The sequence below is a fragment of the Actinoplanes sp. G11-F43 genome (assembly GCF_050589265.1).
GTDB lineage: Bacteria > Actinomycetota > Actinomycetes > Mycobacteriales > Micromonosporaceae > Actinoplanes.
Genome location: NZ_JBNZCE010000028.1, coordinates 1 through 15555 on the forward strand (window position 1 = coordinate 1; position 15555 = coordinate 15555).

The window sequence follows — 15555 nt, forward strand, 5'->3', positions numbered from 1 at the left end:
GACCTGGACTCAACGGAGCTTCGTCCATATCCGACACGCCAACGCAGGCACCGTCACTCACCGCCACTATCGATCATGAAACGGCCGTGGGTACTGATGTCACCGGAGGAGTTTCACGAGGCTTACCGGAAAGCCACCGGCGAGCCCTTCCCCGACACCCCCGAACCCGATCTCCCAGCTTGCGAATGCCGTTCCGAGAACATTCCCGAAAACCATTGAAATCATTTATGGTACGCCAATCGGCTCCACAGAAATCGGGTAGTCCCGCTTCGTCCCCGCAAGGTCCGCACCACTCCAGACCGCCCGGCGACCGCCGGGCCGAATGCGATGGCAGCCGCCATAACACGGCTCATCAGAAGAATTGCGACACCCGAAAGGGCGAACACCCAACTCAGGCCCCGGCAATGGCCCCACGGTAGGCACTCACCTCGGACAGCCCCCGCGCGAGCGAACAAACAAGCGGCCAAGCGGGCGGACGGCCGAGCGAGCGGACGGCCAAGCGAGCGAGCGGGCGAGCGGGCGAGCGGGCACCTCGGTCAGTCGAACCCCGCTCAGGCGACACGGCACCAGGCCGCCAGGACGGTGCCTCACTTGTCAGTTGCCGAACGAGCTTTGAACTACTGGACCATCACGGACATTTCGCCACTCAATCGTCCCACCAAGACAGATCTTGGTCGATTTACCACCGATTCCGGTGGTAAATCGACCAAGATCCCCTCCGCGCTGCTAAACGCCACGGTAAATGACCAGAATGTANGGTGTTAAATCGACCAAGATCCCCTCCGCGCTGCTAAACGCCACGGTAAATGACCAGAATGTAACCTCGAAAGCCGCATCATGCCTCGAATATGTCGGTGAATCCACCAAGATCGAACGGTTAGCCGGAGCAGCGACCATCGCATTCGGCCCGGCGGTCGCCGATCGGTCCGGAATGACGCAAACACCGCGCGGACGAGGCAGAGCTACCCGATTTGCGCGGAGCCGATTGGCGTACCAAAAATGGGTGCAAAGCAATTATTTTGCCGAAGATGAAACAAATAAGGAGTCACGTGGCAATAAGGTCATGACGGCTCCGCATCGGACTGCCCTCGACATGGACAGTGGAACGAACGTTCTGTCTTGCAAGGTGTCACCGGCTGGAACGAACGCCTCTGCCCCAAAGGGCGCTCGCGCCGAACGAACGATCCGCCTTGCGGGCCGCCACCCGGAAGAACGAACGTTCTGTCTCGGGTGCTGCTGAGCGGGAACGCACGTTCTCTCTCGGGGAGCGCGGCCGAATGGAACGAACGTTCTGTCTCGGGCGCCGCTGAGCAGGAACGCATGTTCCACCTCGGGGAGCGCGGCCGAACGGAACGAACGTTCTGTCTCGAAGGAGGTGCCAGCGGCACTAACGGTCCGCGGCGAAGGCACCGACGGGCGGAACGAACGTTCTGTCTTGGGAAGGTTTTTGGGCGATCTTGGATGCTTGTGCTGGGCCGCGTGCGCTTCGAACGCTGCAGTGCGCGCGAGTCGGCGGGAGCAAACGCGGGAGCAAGCGGGCAAAAGCGGGTGCGGAAGGGGCGCGGGTGCTGGAGGGAGCGGACGTGGGAGGGGCGCGGGTGTGGGAGGGGATGCGGATACAAGGGGGCCCGGACGCGGAAAGGCATGCCAACGCCGAGCGGGCCCGGACGCGGAAAGGGATGCCAACGCCGAGCGGGCCCGGACGCGGAAAGGGATGCGAACGCCGTAGAGGGCGCGCGCGTGGGAAGGGAGGCGGAGGCCGGGGGGGTGATGCTAGGCGGTGGGATGTGGGTGCACGCGGTAGTGGTAGGAGTGGGATGTGGTGAAGCCGACTCTCTCGTACAGGTGGCGGGCTGGGGTGTTGTCCTTCTCCACCTGGAGATAGAGCAGGTCGGCGCCCTGTTCGGCGGACCAGGCCGCGCCCGCCCGCAGGATTGCGGCGGCATGGCCCCGGCGGCGGTGTGGTGTGGCGGTCGCCATGCAGAAGATTCCGGACAGGGTGTCGCCGGCCACGAACAGGCCCAGGGCGGCTATCTCGCCGTTCACCGTCACCGAGGCGAAGCCGGTGGGGCGGGTGATCCGGTCCAGGATGTGGGTGCTCACCGCGTCGTTGCCGTACGCCTTCCGCCACTCCGGGGTGAGCCGGGAGTCGATCGCGACCGGCGGCGCATCCCCGGCAACCTCGACGACGGGGGCTGTCATCACCAGTGTGGGGGCGTCATGGGTGTAACCCTGGGCGGCCAGCGCGGCATCCAGTTCGGCGTGCTGTTCGGCGGGGCTGATCTGGATGATGACCGGTAGACCGTGCGAAGAATAGTACGATTCGACTGCTTCCAGAGCAGAGCCGGTCGCCGGAGGAGAGACGGCCCCCAGAGCAGAGCCGGCCGCCGGGGCAGAGACGGTTTCCCGGGTGACGACCGGGCCGGGGTACGGCAGGGCCGAGTTGTTGCGGCGCTTCCCGACGCCGGGGGTGTGCCGCAGCAGCCAGCCGCCGGAGCGGGAACTGTGTGTCGCCGGCCACGCGGCGGCGGCGTGTTGTTCGATCTCGGCTGCTCGGGTCACTGGCGGATGGTACGCGTCGGCTACCTTGTGCCGATGCCGAGAGCCGACCAGTCCCCCGATGACCTGCCCGCCTGGCTGCTGTGGCCGGTGCGGGCGATCGCCGTCGTGGTGGTGCTGCCGTTCCGGGTGCTGGGCTGGCTGTGGGAGCACGTGGTGGTGATCCCGTGCACCTGGCTGTGGGAGCGGGTGCTGCGGCCTCCACTGGCCTGGGTGGGGCGGGCGCTGGTGAAGGTGCTGGCCTGGATTCTGATGGTGCCGGTGCTGCTGGTGGGCGTACCACTGATGTGGTTGTGGGAGAAAGCCCTGGTCCCGGTGGCCCGCTGGGTGTGGACGTGGGTTCTCCTGCCGACCTGGACCTGGGTGCTGGCCCCGGTGGGACGGGCGCTGTTCTGGTTCCTGAAGCTGGGCTGGGAGGGCAGTTCCTGGGTGTTCCGGCAGGTGTACCGTTTCGTGCTGCGGCCGGTGGGGATCGCGCTGCGGTTCGTCTGGCGGTGGACGTTCGGGCCGGTGTTCCGGGTGCTGGCCTGGATGGGCCGGCGGGTGCGTGACGAGGTCCTGCGGCCGGCCGGCGCGGTGGTCCGGTCGATGCTGGAGGCTGTCGGACTGCGGTGATGACCAGCGTCGACGCCGCACTCTGAGAGATCATGGAGCGTGTGAGTGGGCGCACGTTCGGGATCCTGTCGCCGTTCGTCGGTGGGGACTACTACGGCGCGATCATCGAGGGGATCAATGCCGCCGCGGTCGCCGCCGGTGACCGGGTGATGGCGGTCCAGACGCTGGATCCGGGGGCGCACAGCGCGGACCGCAGCGGGCTGCCCGAGTTTCACCGGCCGGTGGCCTGGCGTCATCTGGACGGTCTGGCGGTGCTGCCGGGCGCGGTGTCGCAGGCCTATCCGGCGGCCGCCCTGCGGGCCGGGCTGCCGGTGGTGCTGGTCGCCGAGGAGCAGGCCGGTCCGGGCATGTCGGTGGTGATGGCCGACAACCGCAGCGGCGTACGCGACGCCACCGTCCACCTGATCGAACACGGTCATGAGCGGATCGCGTTCGGCGGCTTCATGTCCGTTTTCGACCTGCGGGAGCGGTTGGCCGGCTACTGCGCCGGGATGGCCGAGCACGGCCTGTCGCCGATGGTGTTCGACACCGGGGACAATCATGAGAGCGGCGGTGAGCAGGTCGCCGACGCGCTGATCCGGGCGGGCATGCCGGTGACGGCGATCGTGCTGGGCACCGACCGGAACGCGATCGGCCTGATCGGGCGGCTGACCTCGGCCGGGTTCGATCTGCCGCGTGAGCTGGCGGTGGTGGGGTTCGACGATATCGCCGACGCGGCGTACCTGCGGCCGGCCCTGTCGAGTGTGCGGCAGCCGCTGGACGCGCTGGGCACCGCGGTGCACGCGCTGATGGGTGTGTCGCCGCGCAAGCGGGAGGTGCCGACGGTGTTCGAGCCGAGGGAGTCGTGTGGTTGCCCGTCGGATGGTCTGCCGGTGTCCGAGTTCCACACCCGGGATCTGTTCCGGCAGGTCAGATACCTTCAGGACACCTTGAACATCCAGTACGAGCTGGGCGTGGCGCTGCTGGCCGGGCAGGGCGCGGATCCGGGGCATCTGGACTGGCTGGACCGGACCACCGCGCTGGCCGGCAGTTTCGGCCTGTGGAGCCGGCCGGAACCGGACCGGCTGGAGTTGACCGGGGCGTACCGGTTCGCGGCGGGCACCCCGGGGCGCGTACTCCCGGTGGATGAATTTCCGCCCGCCGAGTTGTTCGAGCTGGCGGACGGGGCGGACGGCGACATCGTGTTCGTGGTGCCGGTGCGCAGCCGGCTGACCGACTGGGGGATGCTGGCGGCGGTCGGCCGGATCCAGTCGACCACCCCGCCGGGCCGGGAGATGATGAACCATTCGGGTTCGCTGCTGGCCAAGGCCCTGGACTACCGGGTGATGGAGGAGCGGCTGCGTAACGCCGCGATGCGTGATCACCTGACCGGGCTGCCGAACCGGCTGCTGCTGGAGGACCGGCTGGCGCAGGCCGGGCTCCGGGCGGCCCGGGAGCCCGGCTACCGTTTTGCTGTGCTGCTTCTTGATCTCGACGGGTTCAAGGCGGTGAACGACTCGCTCGGGCACGCCGCCGGTGACCAGCTGCTGGTCCAGGTGGCCAGGCGGTTGACACAGCAGTTGCGGCGCACCGATACGGTGGCCCGGCTGGGTGGGGACGAGTTCGTCGTGCTGATCGACGACGTGTCCGGGCCGGGTGGGGACGAGGCGGTCCGCGCCTCGATCCGGGCATCGGTGACCGAGCCTTACCTGATCGACGGGCAGCGGGTCGAGGTGGGGCTGAGCATCGGGTCGGCGGTCTCCGGGGACGGCTGCTCGGATCCCGACCTGCTGCTGCGCGAGGCCGACGCCGCCATGTACCAGGCGAAGTCGGCGACGCGACGACGATGACGGATCCCCGTGGAGAACGTGAAGTGACGACCGACCAGCCCGGCCAGATCGCCCGCCGGGGCCACCCCGAGGCCTGGCACGAGCAGTATGCCGATCTCAACCACTTCCTGATGGTCTACAAGTTCGGCCTGGCTGAGATGAATACCAAGATCAACATCCTGGCCGAGGAGCTCACCCATCGCGGTTCCGGCAACCCGATCGAGCACATCAGTCCACGGCTGAAGACCCCGGCCAGCATCACCGCGAAGGCCCACCGGCTGAACTGCCCGCTGCACTTCGACGATCTGCGCGCCCGGATCAAGGACATCGCCGGCATCCGGATCGTGTGCAGTTTCGTCTCCGACGTCTACACGGTGGCGAACATGCTGACCCGCCAGCCGGATGTCAACCTGGTGGTGACGAAGGACTACATCGCCAAGCCGAAGTCCAACGGCTACCGCAGCCTGCACCTGATCGTGGAGATCCCGGTGTTCATGTCCGACCGGGTGGTGGCGGTGCCGGTGGAGGTGCAACTGCGCACGGTGGCGATGGATTTCTGGGCCAGCCTGGAACACAAGATCTATTACAAGCACGATCCGGACGTGGTGCCGCCCCGGCTGCGCGACGAGCTGACCGCCGCCGCCGAGGACGCCGCCCGCCTCGACCTGCGGATGGAGCGCCTGCACCGGGAGATCCACGGCCCGCGCCGCTGACGTTCGTGTGGTGATCTGTGGCCCGATCCGGGCCACAGATCACCACACGAACCTAGACGGCGAGCAGGGCGGACAGGTCCGGGGTGCGGACCGGGGCGATGTGCCGCAGCAGGGTGCGGGCCGCCCGGACCACCAGGGCCCGGTCGTGGGTGATGGCGAACTCGAAGCCGCGCTCGGAGTCCTGGCCGTGATCGCCGAGGTCGCGGGCGACCAGCGCGGCCGCGCGGTGCGGTCCGAGAACGATCACGTTCCACTCCCCGTCGAGCCGGTCGCCGTTCAGGCAGGCGCCGCGTACCCCGGCGGCCGGCTCGTCGTCCAGGCCGGCGCCGAGGGCGGCGACCAGCGGGCTGTACCCGGCGACCCGGCTGAACCGGGCCGCCGTCGCCGCGGTGAAGTGCCGGGCGTGCTGAAAACAGGCCAGCAGGACGGGCGGCTCCGGCCCGTCCCCGGCGAGGGCCTCCAGGTGGCGGCTCATCGGCATGAGACGCGATTTGGTGGTACGCGTGACCGGCCGCACCGCACTGACGATCTCGAACGGGGTCCGGTCGTCGCGGACCGGCGCCGGCAGCAGGGACAGCCCGGTGACCGGGGTGGCCTGCCGGGGCAGCGGGGCCGGGCGGCCGTGGTGCCAGCCCTGCCCGACGGTGGCGCCCATGGTCCGGGCGGTGTTCAGGTGCGCGGCCGTCTCGATGCCCTCGGCGAGCACGGTGGCGCCGGTCGACTCGGCGTAGGCGTAGACCGCCGCCACCACCCGGGCGGTGTGCGGGTCGTCCGGGGCGCGCAGCAGGCCCATGTCGAGTTTCACCACGTCCGGGTGGATGAACGGCATCAGCGCCAGCGACATCGGATCCGCGCCGACGTCGTCCAGGGCCACCCCCCAGCCGGCGTCCCGGCAGGCCACGGCCGCCGACAGCACGGCTGCCGGGTCGTCGGCCAGGGCCCGTTCGGTCATCTCGGTGACCACCCGCAGCCGCTGCCGGGCCTGCTCCACGACCGGGCGCAGGTCGGCCGGGCAGGGCACCCGCCAGGCGGTCGGCTCCATGTTGACGAACAGGGTGAGCCGCCGGTCCAGGCCGGCGTCGAGGGCGGCCCGGTAGGCGGCGGCCCGGCAGATCCAGTCGAGTTCGGCGTGCCGTCCGGCGGCGCGGGCCGCGGCGAACAGCGCCACCGGCGACTCCCACGGGCTGCCGGCCGGGCCGCGGCTCAGCGCCTCGTAGCCGACCAGCCGGTCGCTGGCGATGTCGATCAGCGGCTGGAAGACGGTGGTGACGGCCCGCCGGTCCAGGAGGTCGTGGATGTCTGGCACGAGGGTCAGGATCGGCCGCGGTCAGGCCGAGGTGAGTGGATCCAGTCGCAGGATCGTCTCCTCGATGTCGGTGGAGCGGGCTTCGGCGTACCCGATCGCGGTGTTAATGATCTTGAAGTTGGCCTTCTGCAACACCCGCAGCGAGGCGGTGTTGTCGCTGGCCGCACGGGCGAAGAGCGGTCGCTGCGGGACCTCGGCGAGGAAGAGCGCCAGGGCCCCGGTGGCGACGCCGCGGCCCCAGAAGGCCCGGTCCAGCCAGTAGGTGATCTCGGTCTCGCCCTCGATGACGAAGCTCGCGATGCTGCCGGCCGGCACGCCGTCCACCACGATCGCCCGCTCGATCACGTCCGGCCGGGCGCGGATCCGGGCCCGGTGCGCGTCGAAAGCCACCCGGTCGTCCGGATCCGGCCTGGTGAACGCGGCCATCCACACCGCGTCGGGATCCCGCGACTGCTCGAACAGCCAGTCGTCGTCGGCCCCGGTCACCGGCCGCAGAACAAGCACAGGCTCTCCCATCCCGGACACGATAATGCGTTGCCTCCGGGCGTCGCGGGTGCTGGGCTGCGGACGTGAAACACGATGAGGTGCTGGCCCTGTTCGACCGGCAGATGCGACGAGACTCCCAGACCGACACCCCGGCCACCCGGATGGAACGCGACGGTGGTGTGCTCCGGCATGTCGGCGGCGAGAAGGACTGGAACGCGGTGGTCTGGTCGGATCTGGACGAGGACACCGCGGACGCGGCGATCGCCGCCCAGGTGCGGTTCTTCGGCGGGCTCGGGGTCGAGTTCGAGTGGAAGCACTACTCCTACGACCGGCCCGCCGACCTGCCCGCCCGGCTCCTGGCCGCCGGGTTCACCGCCGAGGAACCGGAGACGCTGATGGTCGCGGCCGTCGCCGACCTGCGGTTGTCGTCGGATCTACCGATCGGGGTACGGGTGGAGAGGGTCACCGACGCCGCCGGGGTGGAACTGATGGCGCGGGCCAGTGAGCGCGCGTTCGGGGAGAACGCCGACTGGCTGCGGCACCGGGTCATGAAGCAACTGGCCGAAGACCCGGACAACACCTATCCGTTCGTGGTGATGGCCGGCGACGAGCCGGTGTCCGGGGCACGGATGGACGTCTACCCGGGCACCGACTTCGCCGGCCTGTGGGGCGGCGGGACCGCACCGGAGTGGCGGGGCCGGGGCATCTACCGGGCGCTGGTGGCCGAGCGTGCCCGGATCGCGGCCGGCCTGGGCTACCGCTATCTCCAGGTGGACGCCACCGACCAGAGCCGCCCGATCCTGGAGAGGCTCGGCTTCGCCGCGCTGAGCACCACCACGCCGTACCTCAAGTGAATTGATCTCCGGCCCTTCGAATTCGACCCTTGAGCTGCCGGAAAAGCCGTCCGGATGAATCCGGTCGACCATTCGGACGAGCTATTCCGGCATTCGCACGAACGGACTTGGGTATGGATTTCCGGAGGAGTGGTTCGTAGGCTGTTCGCGAATTATTCGGCCGCCCGCACGCCGGGCGGCCTACACGCCGTTCGCGAGGGAGGCCGGTCGCCCTGACATCCGATCTTGCGACTGCTCAGCTTCCCCGCTTCGACGAGATACCGCCCCACCACCTGGGCATCCACCCGGCGATCACCACTGACGACAGTACCGGCGAACTGCCCGAATATGTGAATCGCGACATAGACGACAACCTTCGTGAACGCCTTTCCGCCGGAACCGAGCGGGGCTGCTTCGTCGTCCTGGCCGGACAGTCGTCGACGGGTAAGACAAGATCGCTTTATGAGGCGGTTCATCACGTCGTACCGAACTGGCCGATCATTCAGCCGGCCGGAACCAGCGAGATCATCGCCCTGTCCCGCGGACCCCGGCAGCGGATCATCGTCTGGCTCGACGAGTTCGAACGGTTCGTCGACGCCGATCCGCCGCTGACCCGGGAGGACGTGCTCCGGCTCCTCCCCTCCCCCGCGATCGTCGTCGCCACCATGTGGCCCACCGATTTCACCACCTGGAAGCCGTCCCGCGCCCCGGCCGACCTCCGGAGCAACCGACGGCTCCTCGACCTGGCCGTCCGGATCGTGGTCCCGGACGAGTTGTCGGCCGACGAGAAGGACACGGCCCGCCGGGTCGCGAAGATCGACAGCCGGATCCGCCTCGCACTGGACGTCGAGGACGTCGGCCTCACGCAGGCGCTGGCCGCCGGACCCGACCTGCTCGAACGGTGGCAGCTCGCACCGCCCTACGCCCGGGCCGCGATCAACTTCGCGGCCGACGCCCGGCGGCTCGGCATTCGGACCCCGATCCCCCGCGACTGCTTCGAGATGGCGGTAGGCGGTTATCTGACCCCGCCGCAGCGGGTCAACCGGCCCTCCTGGTGGCTGGACGAGGCCCTGGCATTCGGCGAGGAGGAGGTCCGAGGTGGCGTTTCCGCGCTGGCCCCGGCCGACGAGGGCGGCGCCGGGCATCACACCGGTCACGTGGTGGCCGACTACGTGGCGCAGCACATCCGGCGGGACCGATGCCCGCCGGAGAGCGCCTGGAACGCGCTGATCATCACCGCCGACAACCCGGACGACCTGCGCCGGCTCGCCTCCGCGGCGAACGCCCGGATGCGCTACTGCCACGAGGAGCACGCGCTGCGGCAGCTGTACAACGGCTATCGGGAGGGCGCCGCCGAACTCGCCGACCTGCTATTCCGCAGCGGACGCGACCGGGACGCCGTCATACTGCTGCGCGAGCACATCGAGGCCGTCCCGGAGGACGCCTCCGCCGTCGCGCTGCTGGAGGACATCGCCGCGCTGGCGCCCCGAATCGCCCAGTTGCGGGCGGCCTCGGTGGCCGGCGACCGCCGCGCCGCCCGCTACCTGGCCGAACTGTTCGCCGACTGCGGAGAAGCCGACCGGCTCCGGACCCGCGCCGACAATGGCAGCCGCCTGTCCGAGGAGGACCTCGCCGAACTCCTCGCCGACCGGGGCGCCGTCGCCGAACTCCGGGACCGCGCCGACCTCGGCCGGCAACCCGCCGCCGACGCCCTGGCCGAACTGCTCGCCACCCACGGCCGGGAGGCACAGCTGCGCAGACGGGCCCGCGCCGGTGACCGGGCCGCCGCCGACCGGCTGGAGAAGCTACTCGCGTCCGGCACCGCCACCGACGGCGCCGCCGTCCAGGCCCAGATATCCGACCTGCGCCGGCAGATCGCCGGTGGCGACGAGGACGCGGCCCGCCAGCTCACCACGCTGCTGTTCGACCTGCGCAAGGCCGACGAACTCCGGCGCGAGGTCGACGCCGGGACGTTCCAGGCCGCCGAACGCCTCGTCGCCCTGCTCAACGCGGAGGAGGACGACCCGGCCCAGGTGGACCGGCTCCGCGCCCACGGCCTCAACGCGGACGGCCACCCCTACCAGCGCCAGGGGACCTGATGCCGCTGCACGACGTTCCCGTCGACCGGATGGTGCGTCTCCCGGAGCTGTCCGCCGGAGACGTCGCCGAGGCGGCCGCCCACGATCCGGCGCTACCCGCCCCGGTCGTGGTGTCGCCACCGGACTCCCGGACGGTGGCGTCCTTCGTGGCCGGGGTGATCGAATTCCTGGACACCCTCGCCCGGCGCCTGATGCCCGGCTGGCTGCCCCAGGCCGACGGCTTCGACGGGCCGCGCGGCGCCACCCTGGCCGCGATCCGGGCGGTGGCGATCGAGCGGGCCCGGGCCACCGGCCAGTCCAGCACCTTCCTCGCCGACCTGGCCGAACGCTCCCTGACCGGCCGGCCGTCCCGGACAGACCGGCCATTGCGGCCGGAGAGCCGCGTCGCCGGGCTGGCCCGGGTGCTCGCGACCGCCTTCCGCCGCGAACGCCTGCTGCTGGTCATCCCGCTCGCCGGCGCTGTCTCGGACATCGTCCGGGCCGGTTCCGGATGGCTCGCCCACCACGGCCGGCTGGGCGTCTGGATCACCGGCCCCGACCGGCAGGATGTCGGAATCACCGGCCCGCGCCGATGGGGGAGCCGGGTCACCGGCCCCGGACGGCCGCCCGCCGTGCCCGTGACCATGCCGATCGGGGCGCCGCATCCGCGCAGCGCCGTCGAAACACTGCTGGAGGCGGTGCTGGCGCGGCAGGCGTGGGCGCACGGGCGGATCTGGAACGGCACCTACCAGCCGGCGCCCTCCCGCAACCCGATCCGGCCCGACCTGCAGTGGCCGGCCGAACGCGTGATGGTCGAACTGGACGGCCCCGAACACTGCCGGCCGGAACAGTACGACGCCGACCGGGTGCGCGACGTCCAGCTGCAGCTGGACGGCTTCGCGGTCCTCCGGTTCACCAACGCCCGGGTACGGCACGACGCTCAGGCCGTGGCGGCTCAGATCGAACACCTGATTCGTGCCCGAAGGCACGACATATCGAAAGGACAGCAGGGTGGCTGACAACCTCACCCCGCAAGAGAGCGCGATTCTCATCATTCTCATGTGCGAGGCCCGGGAGGTGTCCAACCCGGAACTGAACGAGCGTCACGGCATCACGTTGACCGGGCAGAGCCGGACGAAGCTGAACACGCTCGGCTACATCAGGACCGTGAAGGCCGGACGCTCCTTCGTTCATGTGCTGGACGAGAGGGGCTGGGTGCGCGTCCACGAGGACCTGAACTTCAACGGCGGCGGCAAGGCGATCGGCGCGGCGTTGAGCACCCTGCATCGCATACTCCGGGAACGGGTGCTGGTCAAAGACTCCTACCGCAGCTTCGGCGAGATGTTCACCCTGGCTGCCGGGGCCCCTTCGGCGCCCGACGACGATCTCGAGACACGGGTCCGGCAGGTCTATCACTCGTTGGCTCCGGAGCCGGGCGGCTGGGTGAAGCACACCGCTGTCCGCCAGAAACTGGGTGACGTGCCCGGTGAGGCGCTGGACGAGGTGTTCCGGCTGCTGGGCCAGGCGGAGGACGTGGAGATGATGCCTGAGGCGAATCAGAAGACCCTCACCGCCGAGGACCGGCGTGACGCGGTGCGCGTCGGTGGGCAGGACACGCATCTGATCTCCATCGGTACGCGATGAACGAAGAGGAGCGCAACGCGCTGGCGACTCTCCGCTTCGACTGGGCCCAGGTGCCCGACGACGTCTGGAATCCGTCTCAGTACCACGTCGACGGCATGCATCAGGGCGTCGTCCGGGACGTGCTCGCGGGCCTGGCCGATGCGGGAGCGAGCAGCGGCCCGAGTCCTCTCGGGCTGGTGCTGAAGGGTCGCGCCGGTTCGGGCAAGACCCATCTGCTCGGCTGGGCCCGGCAGCAGGTGCAGGACCAGGGCGGTTATTTCTTCCTGGTCAGCCTCTTCGACGCGAAGAAGTTCTGGGACAGCGTCCTGGTGTCGATGATGGACGGGCTGTTCCGGGTGGTGCCTGGCAGTGACACCCAGTTGCGGTTGTTCCTGCGGCGGTTGTCCGCGGTGGTCGGCGCCCCCCGGGCGGCGCGCCGGGCGGTGATGGGCGAGACCAGGCTGACCCCGGAGGCTCTGGACGCGTTCACCATCGGTCTCAGCGCCCACAACCGGCAGGTGGCACGAGAGTGTGACGGCACCTTCCGGGCGCTGGCCCTGTCCGCCTCGGACCACATCGAGCATCGCGACATCGGCGAGAGCTACCTGGCCTCCGAGCCCGAGGTGGTGCCGGGCGAGCGGGCTCCCTGGCGGATGCGGAACACCGAACGTGACTCCCAGCAGATCGTCCGTGAGCTGTCCCGGCTGCTCGCGGTCACCGGGCCGTCGGTGATCGCCGTCGACCAGATCGACACGCTGATCTCCCAGCTGGGGATGGCGACGCACGCGGGCGGCAGGTCCGGGGCGGTGGACGCCGACGAGTGGTCCCACCTGCTGATGGTCGAGAAGGTCGCGCACGGGCTGATGTCCTTGCGCGAGACCACCCGCCGGACGCTGAACCTGGTGGCGTGCATCCCACCGTCCTGGGAGCTGATCAGGGAGCGGGCGACCGTCACGGTGGGCGATCGTTTCCGGGTGGCCGACGAGATGCTGACCATCCGGAGCCCGGCCCTGGCACAGACTCTCGTCGAGAAGCGTTTCGGCTACAACTTCGCGCAGATGCCGTTCGTGCCGCCCTATCTGTCGTGGCCGGTGCGGCCCGAGGCGTTCGCCGGGGCCGCCAAGTTCACCCCCCGGCAGTTGCTCATCGAGATCGACCGCCACATTCGGGAGTGCCTGGCCACCGGTGAGGTGCGTGAGCTGACCAGCCTCGGTGAGGTGCGCGACCCGGCGAACCCGGCACCACTGGTTCCGACGGACATCAACGAGGATCTCCGCGAGAAGCTGGACCTCCGTTTCAGTGAACTGCGCGACGAGGCGGACGTCCTGACGCCGCTGTCCTCCACCGAGGAGGACAGGCGGATACCCGGGCTGATCTCGGCCGGTCTGACGGCCTGGATCATCGAACGGGGCGTCGCCGACGAGAAGTTCAGCCAGGACGGGCTGCCCAGTGCCAGCCCCGCGCTGCACGCCCGCCTCCGCGAGACCATCGATCCGGCCACCGAGGACCAGGCGCACTGGTCGTTCCGGGCGATCAGCACCGGGCATCGCACCCGGGCACCGCTGAGCCGGATCAACCGTGCGGTCACCGCGGCGAGTGTCGAGCACGGGGTGCCCAAGCGAAAGCTCTTCTTCCTGCGCAACGGCGCCTGGACCGGCGCGGGGACGAGAAAGCGCATCGAAGAGCTGGCCGGCCACAACGTGGCCACGCTACCGCTGGTGGAGTCGGATCTCCGGGTTCTCTCAGCTCTTCGGGTTCTTCTCGATGAGGGCTCGGCCGACCTGCCCGCCTGGCTGGTGCTACGGAGACCGGCGCACGGTTTGGAGATCTTCCGCAAGGCGCTCGCCTCAGCGGATGAGGTGCCCGCCGCCGGGGCAGCCGAGCCGCCGGGGGCCACCGATGCCGCCGCCGATTCCGATGCCACCGCCTCCGATGTCACCGCTGCCGACGTCACCGCTGCCGTCGTCGCGGAGCCGGGGGTGCCGATGTTGACGGTGGGGCATGACCACGGTGGTGGGGAACCGGTTCGGCTGGCGCTCGAATCGCTGCGGAAGCATGTCACGATCTTCGCCGGGTCGGGGTCGGGCAAGACCGTGCTGATTCGGCGCCTGGTTGAGGAGTGTGCGCTTCAAGGGGTGTCCGCGATCGTCCTGGATCCCAACAACGATCTGGCCCGGCTCGGGGATTCGTGGCCCTCGCCGCCGGCGGCGTGGGGGGACGGGGACGCCGAGAAGGCCGCCGCCTACATCGACGGGACCGAGGTGATGGTGTGGACTCCGCGGCGGGAGACCGGGCGGCCGCTCAGTTTCCAGCCTCTGCCGGACTTCCGCAGTGTGCTCGACGATCCGGACGAGTTCAACGAGGCGGTGGACTCGGCGGTGGCCGCGCTGATTCCGCGGGCGCAACTGGACAGCCGGGCGGCCAAGGCGCACCTGGGGCGGGCGGTGCTGCGGCGGGCCGTGCACCACTACGGCAGGCGTGGTGGTGGGACCCTGCAAGGGCTGATCGCCACACTCGCCGATCTGCCGGACGGGGTCAGCGAACTGGAGGGCGCCGACAAGATCGCTGGTGGGCTGGCGCAGACGCTGACCGCGTCGATCGACAACGATCCGATGTTCGGCGGGGACAGCACACCTCTGGACCCGGCGGTGCTGTTGACGCCGGCGGCGGGGAAACGTGCCCGGATCTCGGTGATCAGCATGGTCGGGTTGCCGTCCGACGACATGCGGCAGAGTTTCGTCAACCAGTTGGAGATGGCGCTGTTCGCGCACATCAAACGGCATCCGGCCGGGGATCGCCCGCTGCTGGGGCTGTTCGTGATGGACGAGGCGCAGACGCTCGCCCCGTCCGGGGCGATGACCGCCTGCACGCAGAGCACGCTGGCGCTGGCGTCCCAGGCCCGCAAGTACGGTCTGGGCCTGGTGTTCGCCACCCAGTCGCCGAAGGGTCTGCACAACCGGATCCCCGGCAACGCGGCCACCCAGTTCTACGGCCTCCTGAACAGCCCGATCCAGATCGAGGCCGCCCGGGAGATGGCGAAGGCGAAGGGCGGCGACGTGCCGGACGTGTCCCGGCTGCGGTCGGGCGAGTTCTACGTGGCGGCCGAGGGTGAGGCGCCCCGGAAGATCCGGACGCCGTTGTGCCTGAGTCACCATCCGAAGAGCCCGCTGACCACCGAGGAGGTGCTGAACCGGGCCAAAGCTCGCTGACCTGCATGTCGGTCCGGCATACGGCGGATTCCGAGCGGTCGCGTGGGATCCAGCGCGCGGGCGTGACGTGCGGGCGTGACGCCCGGGCGGCACGTGGCCGGTGTGGGCCGCATCCGCCCGGCGGTCGCCGGGCGGTCCGGTGGTGGGATCGCGTCGCGGGGACGAAGCGGTGCGAACTAATGCGGTTGTCTGGCCGTGGATCGTACGATATGAGTCGTTTTGTTCTTGCACGATGGGTCTGGCCATCCGGGACAACGGCGTTTGTGGGATTCCTACAACTAACTGCGCTCGACATGCATGATCCGGCGTATGGCTCGACCGGACG

The 15555-nt window shown here is 69.7% G+C and carries 11 protein-coding genes; 8 read left to right on the top strand and 3 right to left on the bottom strand.

Annotated elements, in window-relative coordinates:
• Positions 1-1773 precede the first annotated feature (1773 nt).
• Entirely contained in the window at positions 1774-2562 is a 789-nt protein-coding gene (locus ACQ0O7_RS31020) for a GNAT family N-acetyltransferase (RefSeq protein ID WP_430787201.1), read from the bottom strand.
• Positions 2563-2595: 33 nt separating this feature from the next.
• On the opposite strand from ACQ0O7_RS31020, the gene ACQ0O7_RS31025 reads away from it, so the two are divergent.
• The 3 genes from ACQ0O7_RS31025 to ACQ0O7_RS31035 are packed head-to-tail and all read left to right on the top strand — an operon-like array spanning position 2596 to position 5695.
• Positions 2596-3174, top strand: a complete 579-nt coding sequence (locus ACQ0O7_RS31025; RefSeq protein WP_430787203.1) for a hypothetical protein — start codon at positions 2596-2598, stop codon at positions 3172-3174.
• A gap of 32 nt (positions 3175-3206) precedes the next feature.
• Positions 3207-5003, top strand: a complete 1797-nt coding sequence (locus tag ACQ0O7_RS31030) for a diguanylate cyclase domain-containing protein (RefSeq protein ID WP_430787205.1) — start codon at positions 3207-3209, stop codon at positions 5001-5003.
• Positions 5004-5026: 23 nt separating this feature from the next.
• Entirely contained in the window at positions 5027-5695 is a 669-nt protein-coding gene (locus ACQ0O7_RS31035) for a GTP pyrophosphokinase (protein ID WP_430787207.1), read from the top strand.
• Between the two features lie 52 nt (positions 5696-5747).
• Here ACQ0O7_RS31035 and ACQ0O7_RS31040 read toward each other — a convergent pair whose 3' ends face one another.
• Together ACQ0O7_RS31040 and ACQ0O7_RS31045 are read right to left on the bottom strand one after the other, a co-directional pair.
• Positions 5748-7001, bottom strand: a complete 1254-nt coding sequence (locus ACQ0O7_RS31040; RefSeq protein WP_430787209.1) for a sensor domain-containing phosphodiesterase — start codon at positions 6999-7001, stop codon at positions 5748-5750.
• A gap of 21 nt (positions 7002-7022) precedes the next feature.
• Positions 7023-7517 carry a GNAT family N-acetyltransferase gene (locus ACQ0O7_RS31045; RefSeq protein ID WP_430787211.1) on the bottom strand — a complete coding sequence of 165 codons (495 nt, stop codon included), beginning with the start codon at positions 7515-7517 and terminating at the stop codon, positions 7023-7025.
• Between the two features lie 53 nt (positions 7518-7570).
• On the opposite strand from ACQ0O7_RS31045, the gene ACQ0O7_RS31050 reads away from it, so the two are divergent.
• The 5 genes from ACQ0O7_RS31050 to ACQ0O7_RS31070 all read left to right on the top strand — a co-directional run bounded on the left by ACQ0O7_RS31050 (position 7571) and on the right by ACQ0O7_RS31070 (position 15230).
• On the top strand, positions 7571-8341 hold the full coding sequence (locus ACQ0O7_RS31050; protein ID WP_430787213.1) for a GNAT family N-acetyltransferase: 771 nt from the start codon (positions 7571-7573) through the stop codon (positions 8339-8341).
• A gap of 329 nt (positions 8342-8670) precedes the next feature.
• Entirely contained in the window at positions 8671-10419 is a 1749-nt protein-coding gene (locus ACQ0O7_RS31055) for a hypothetical protein (RefSeq protein ID WP_430787215.1), read from the top strand.
• Positions 10419-11417 (top strand): endonuclease domain-containing protein, encoded by a 999-nt coding sequence (locus ACQ0O7_RS31060; protein ID WP_430787217.1) that lies wholly within the window; start codon positions 10419-10421, stop codon positions 11415-11417. The genes ACQ0O7_RS31055 and ACQ0O7_RS31060 overlap by 1 nt, the downstream gene beginning before the upstream one ends.
• The gene (locus ACQ0O7_RS31065; protein WP_430787219.1) at positions 11410-12042 is read left to right on the top strand and encodes a hypothetical protein; all 633 of its coding nucleotides are present in this window, start codon (positions 11410-11412) and stop codon (positions 12040-12042) included. The genes ACQ0O7_RS31060 and ACQ0O7_RS31065 overlap by 8 nt, the downstream gene beginning before the upstream one ends.
• Positions 12039-15230 (top strand): ATP-binding protein, encoded by a 3192-nt coding sequence (locus tag ACQ0O7_RS31070; protein ID WP_430787221.1) that lies wholly within the window; start codon positions 12039-12041, stop codon positions 15228-15230. Before ACQ0O7_RS31065 ends, ACQ0O7_RS31070 begins: the two co-directional genes overlap by 4 nt.
• Positions 15231-15555 lie beyond the last annotated feature (325 nt).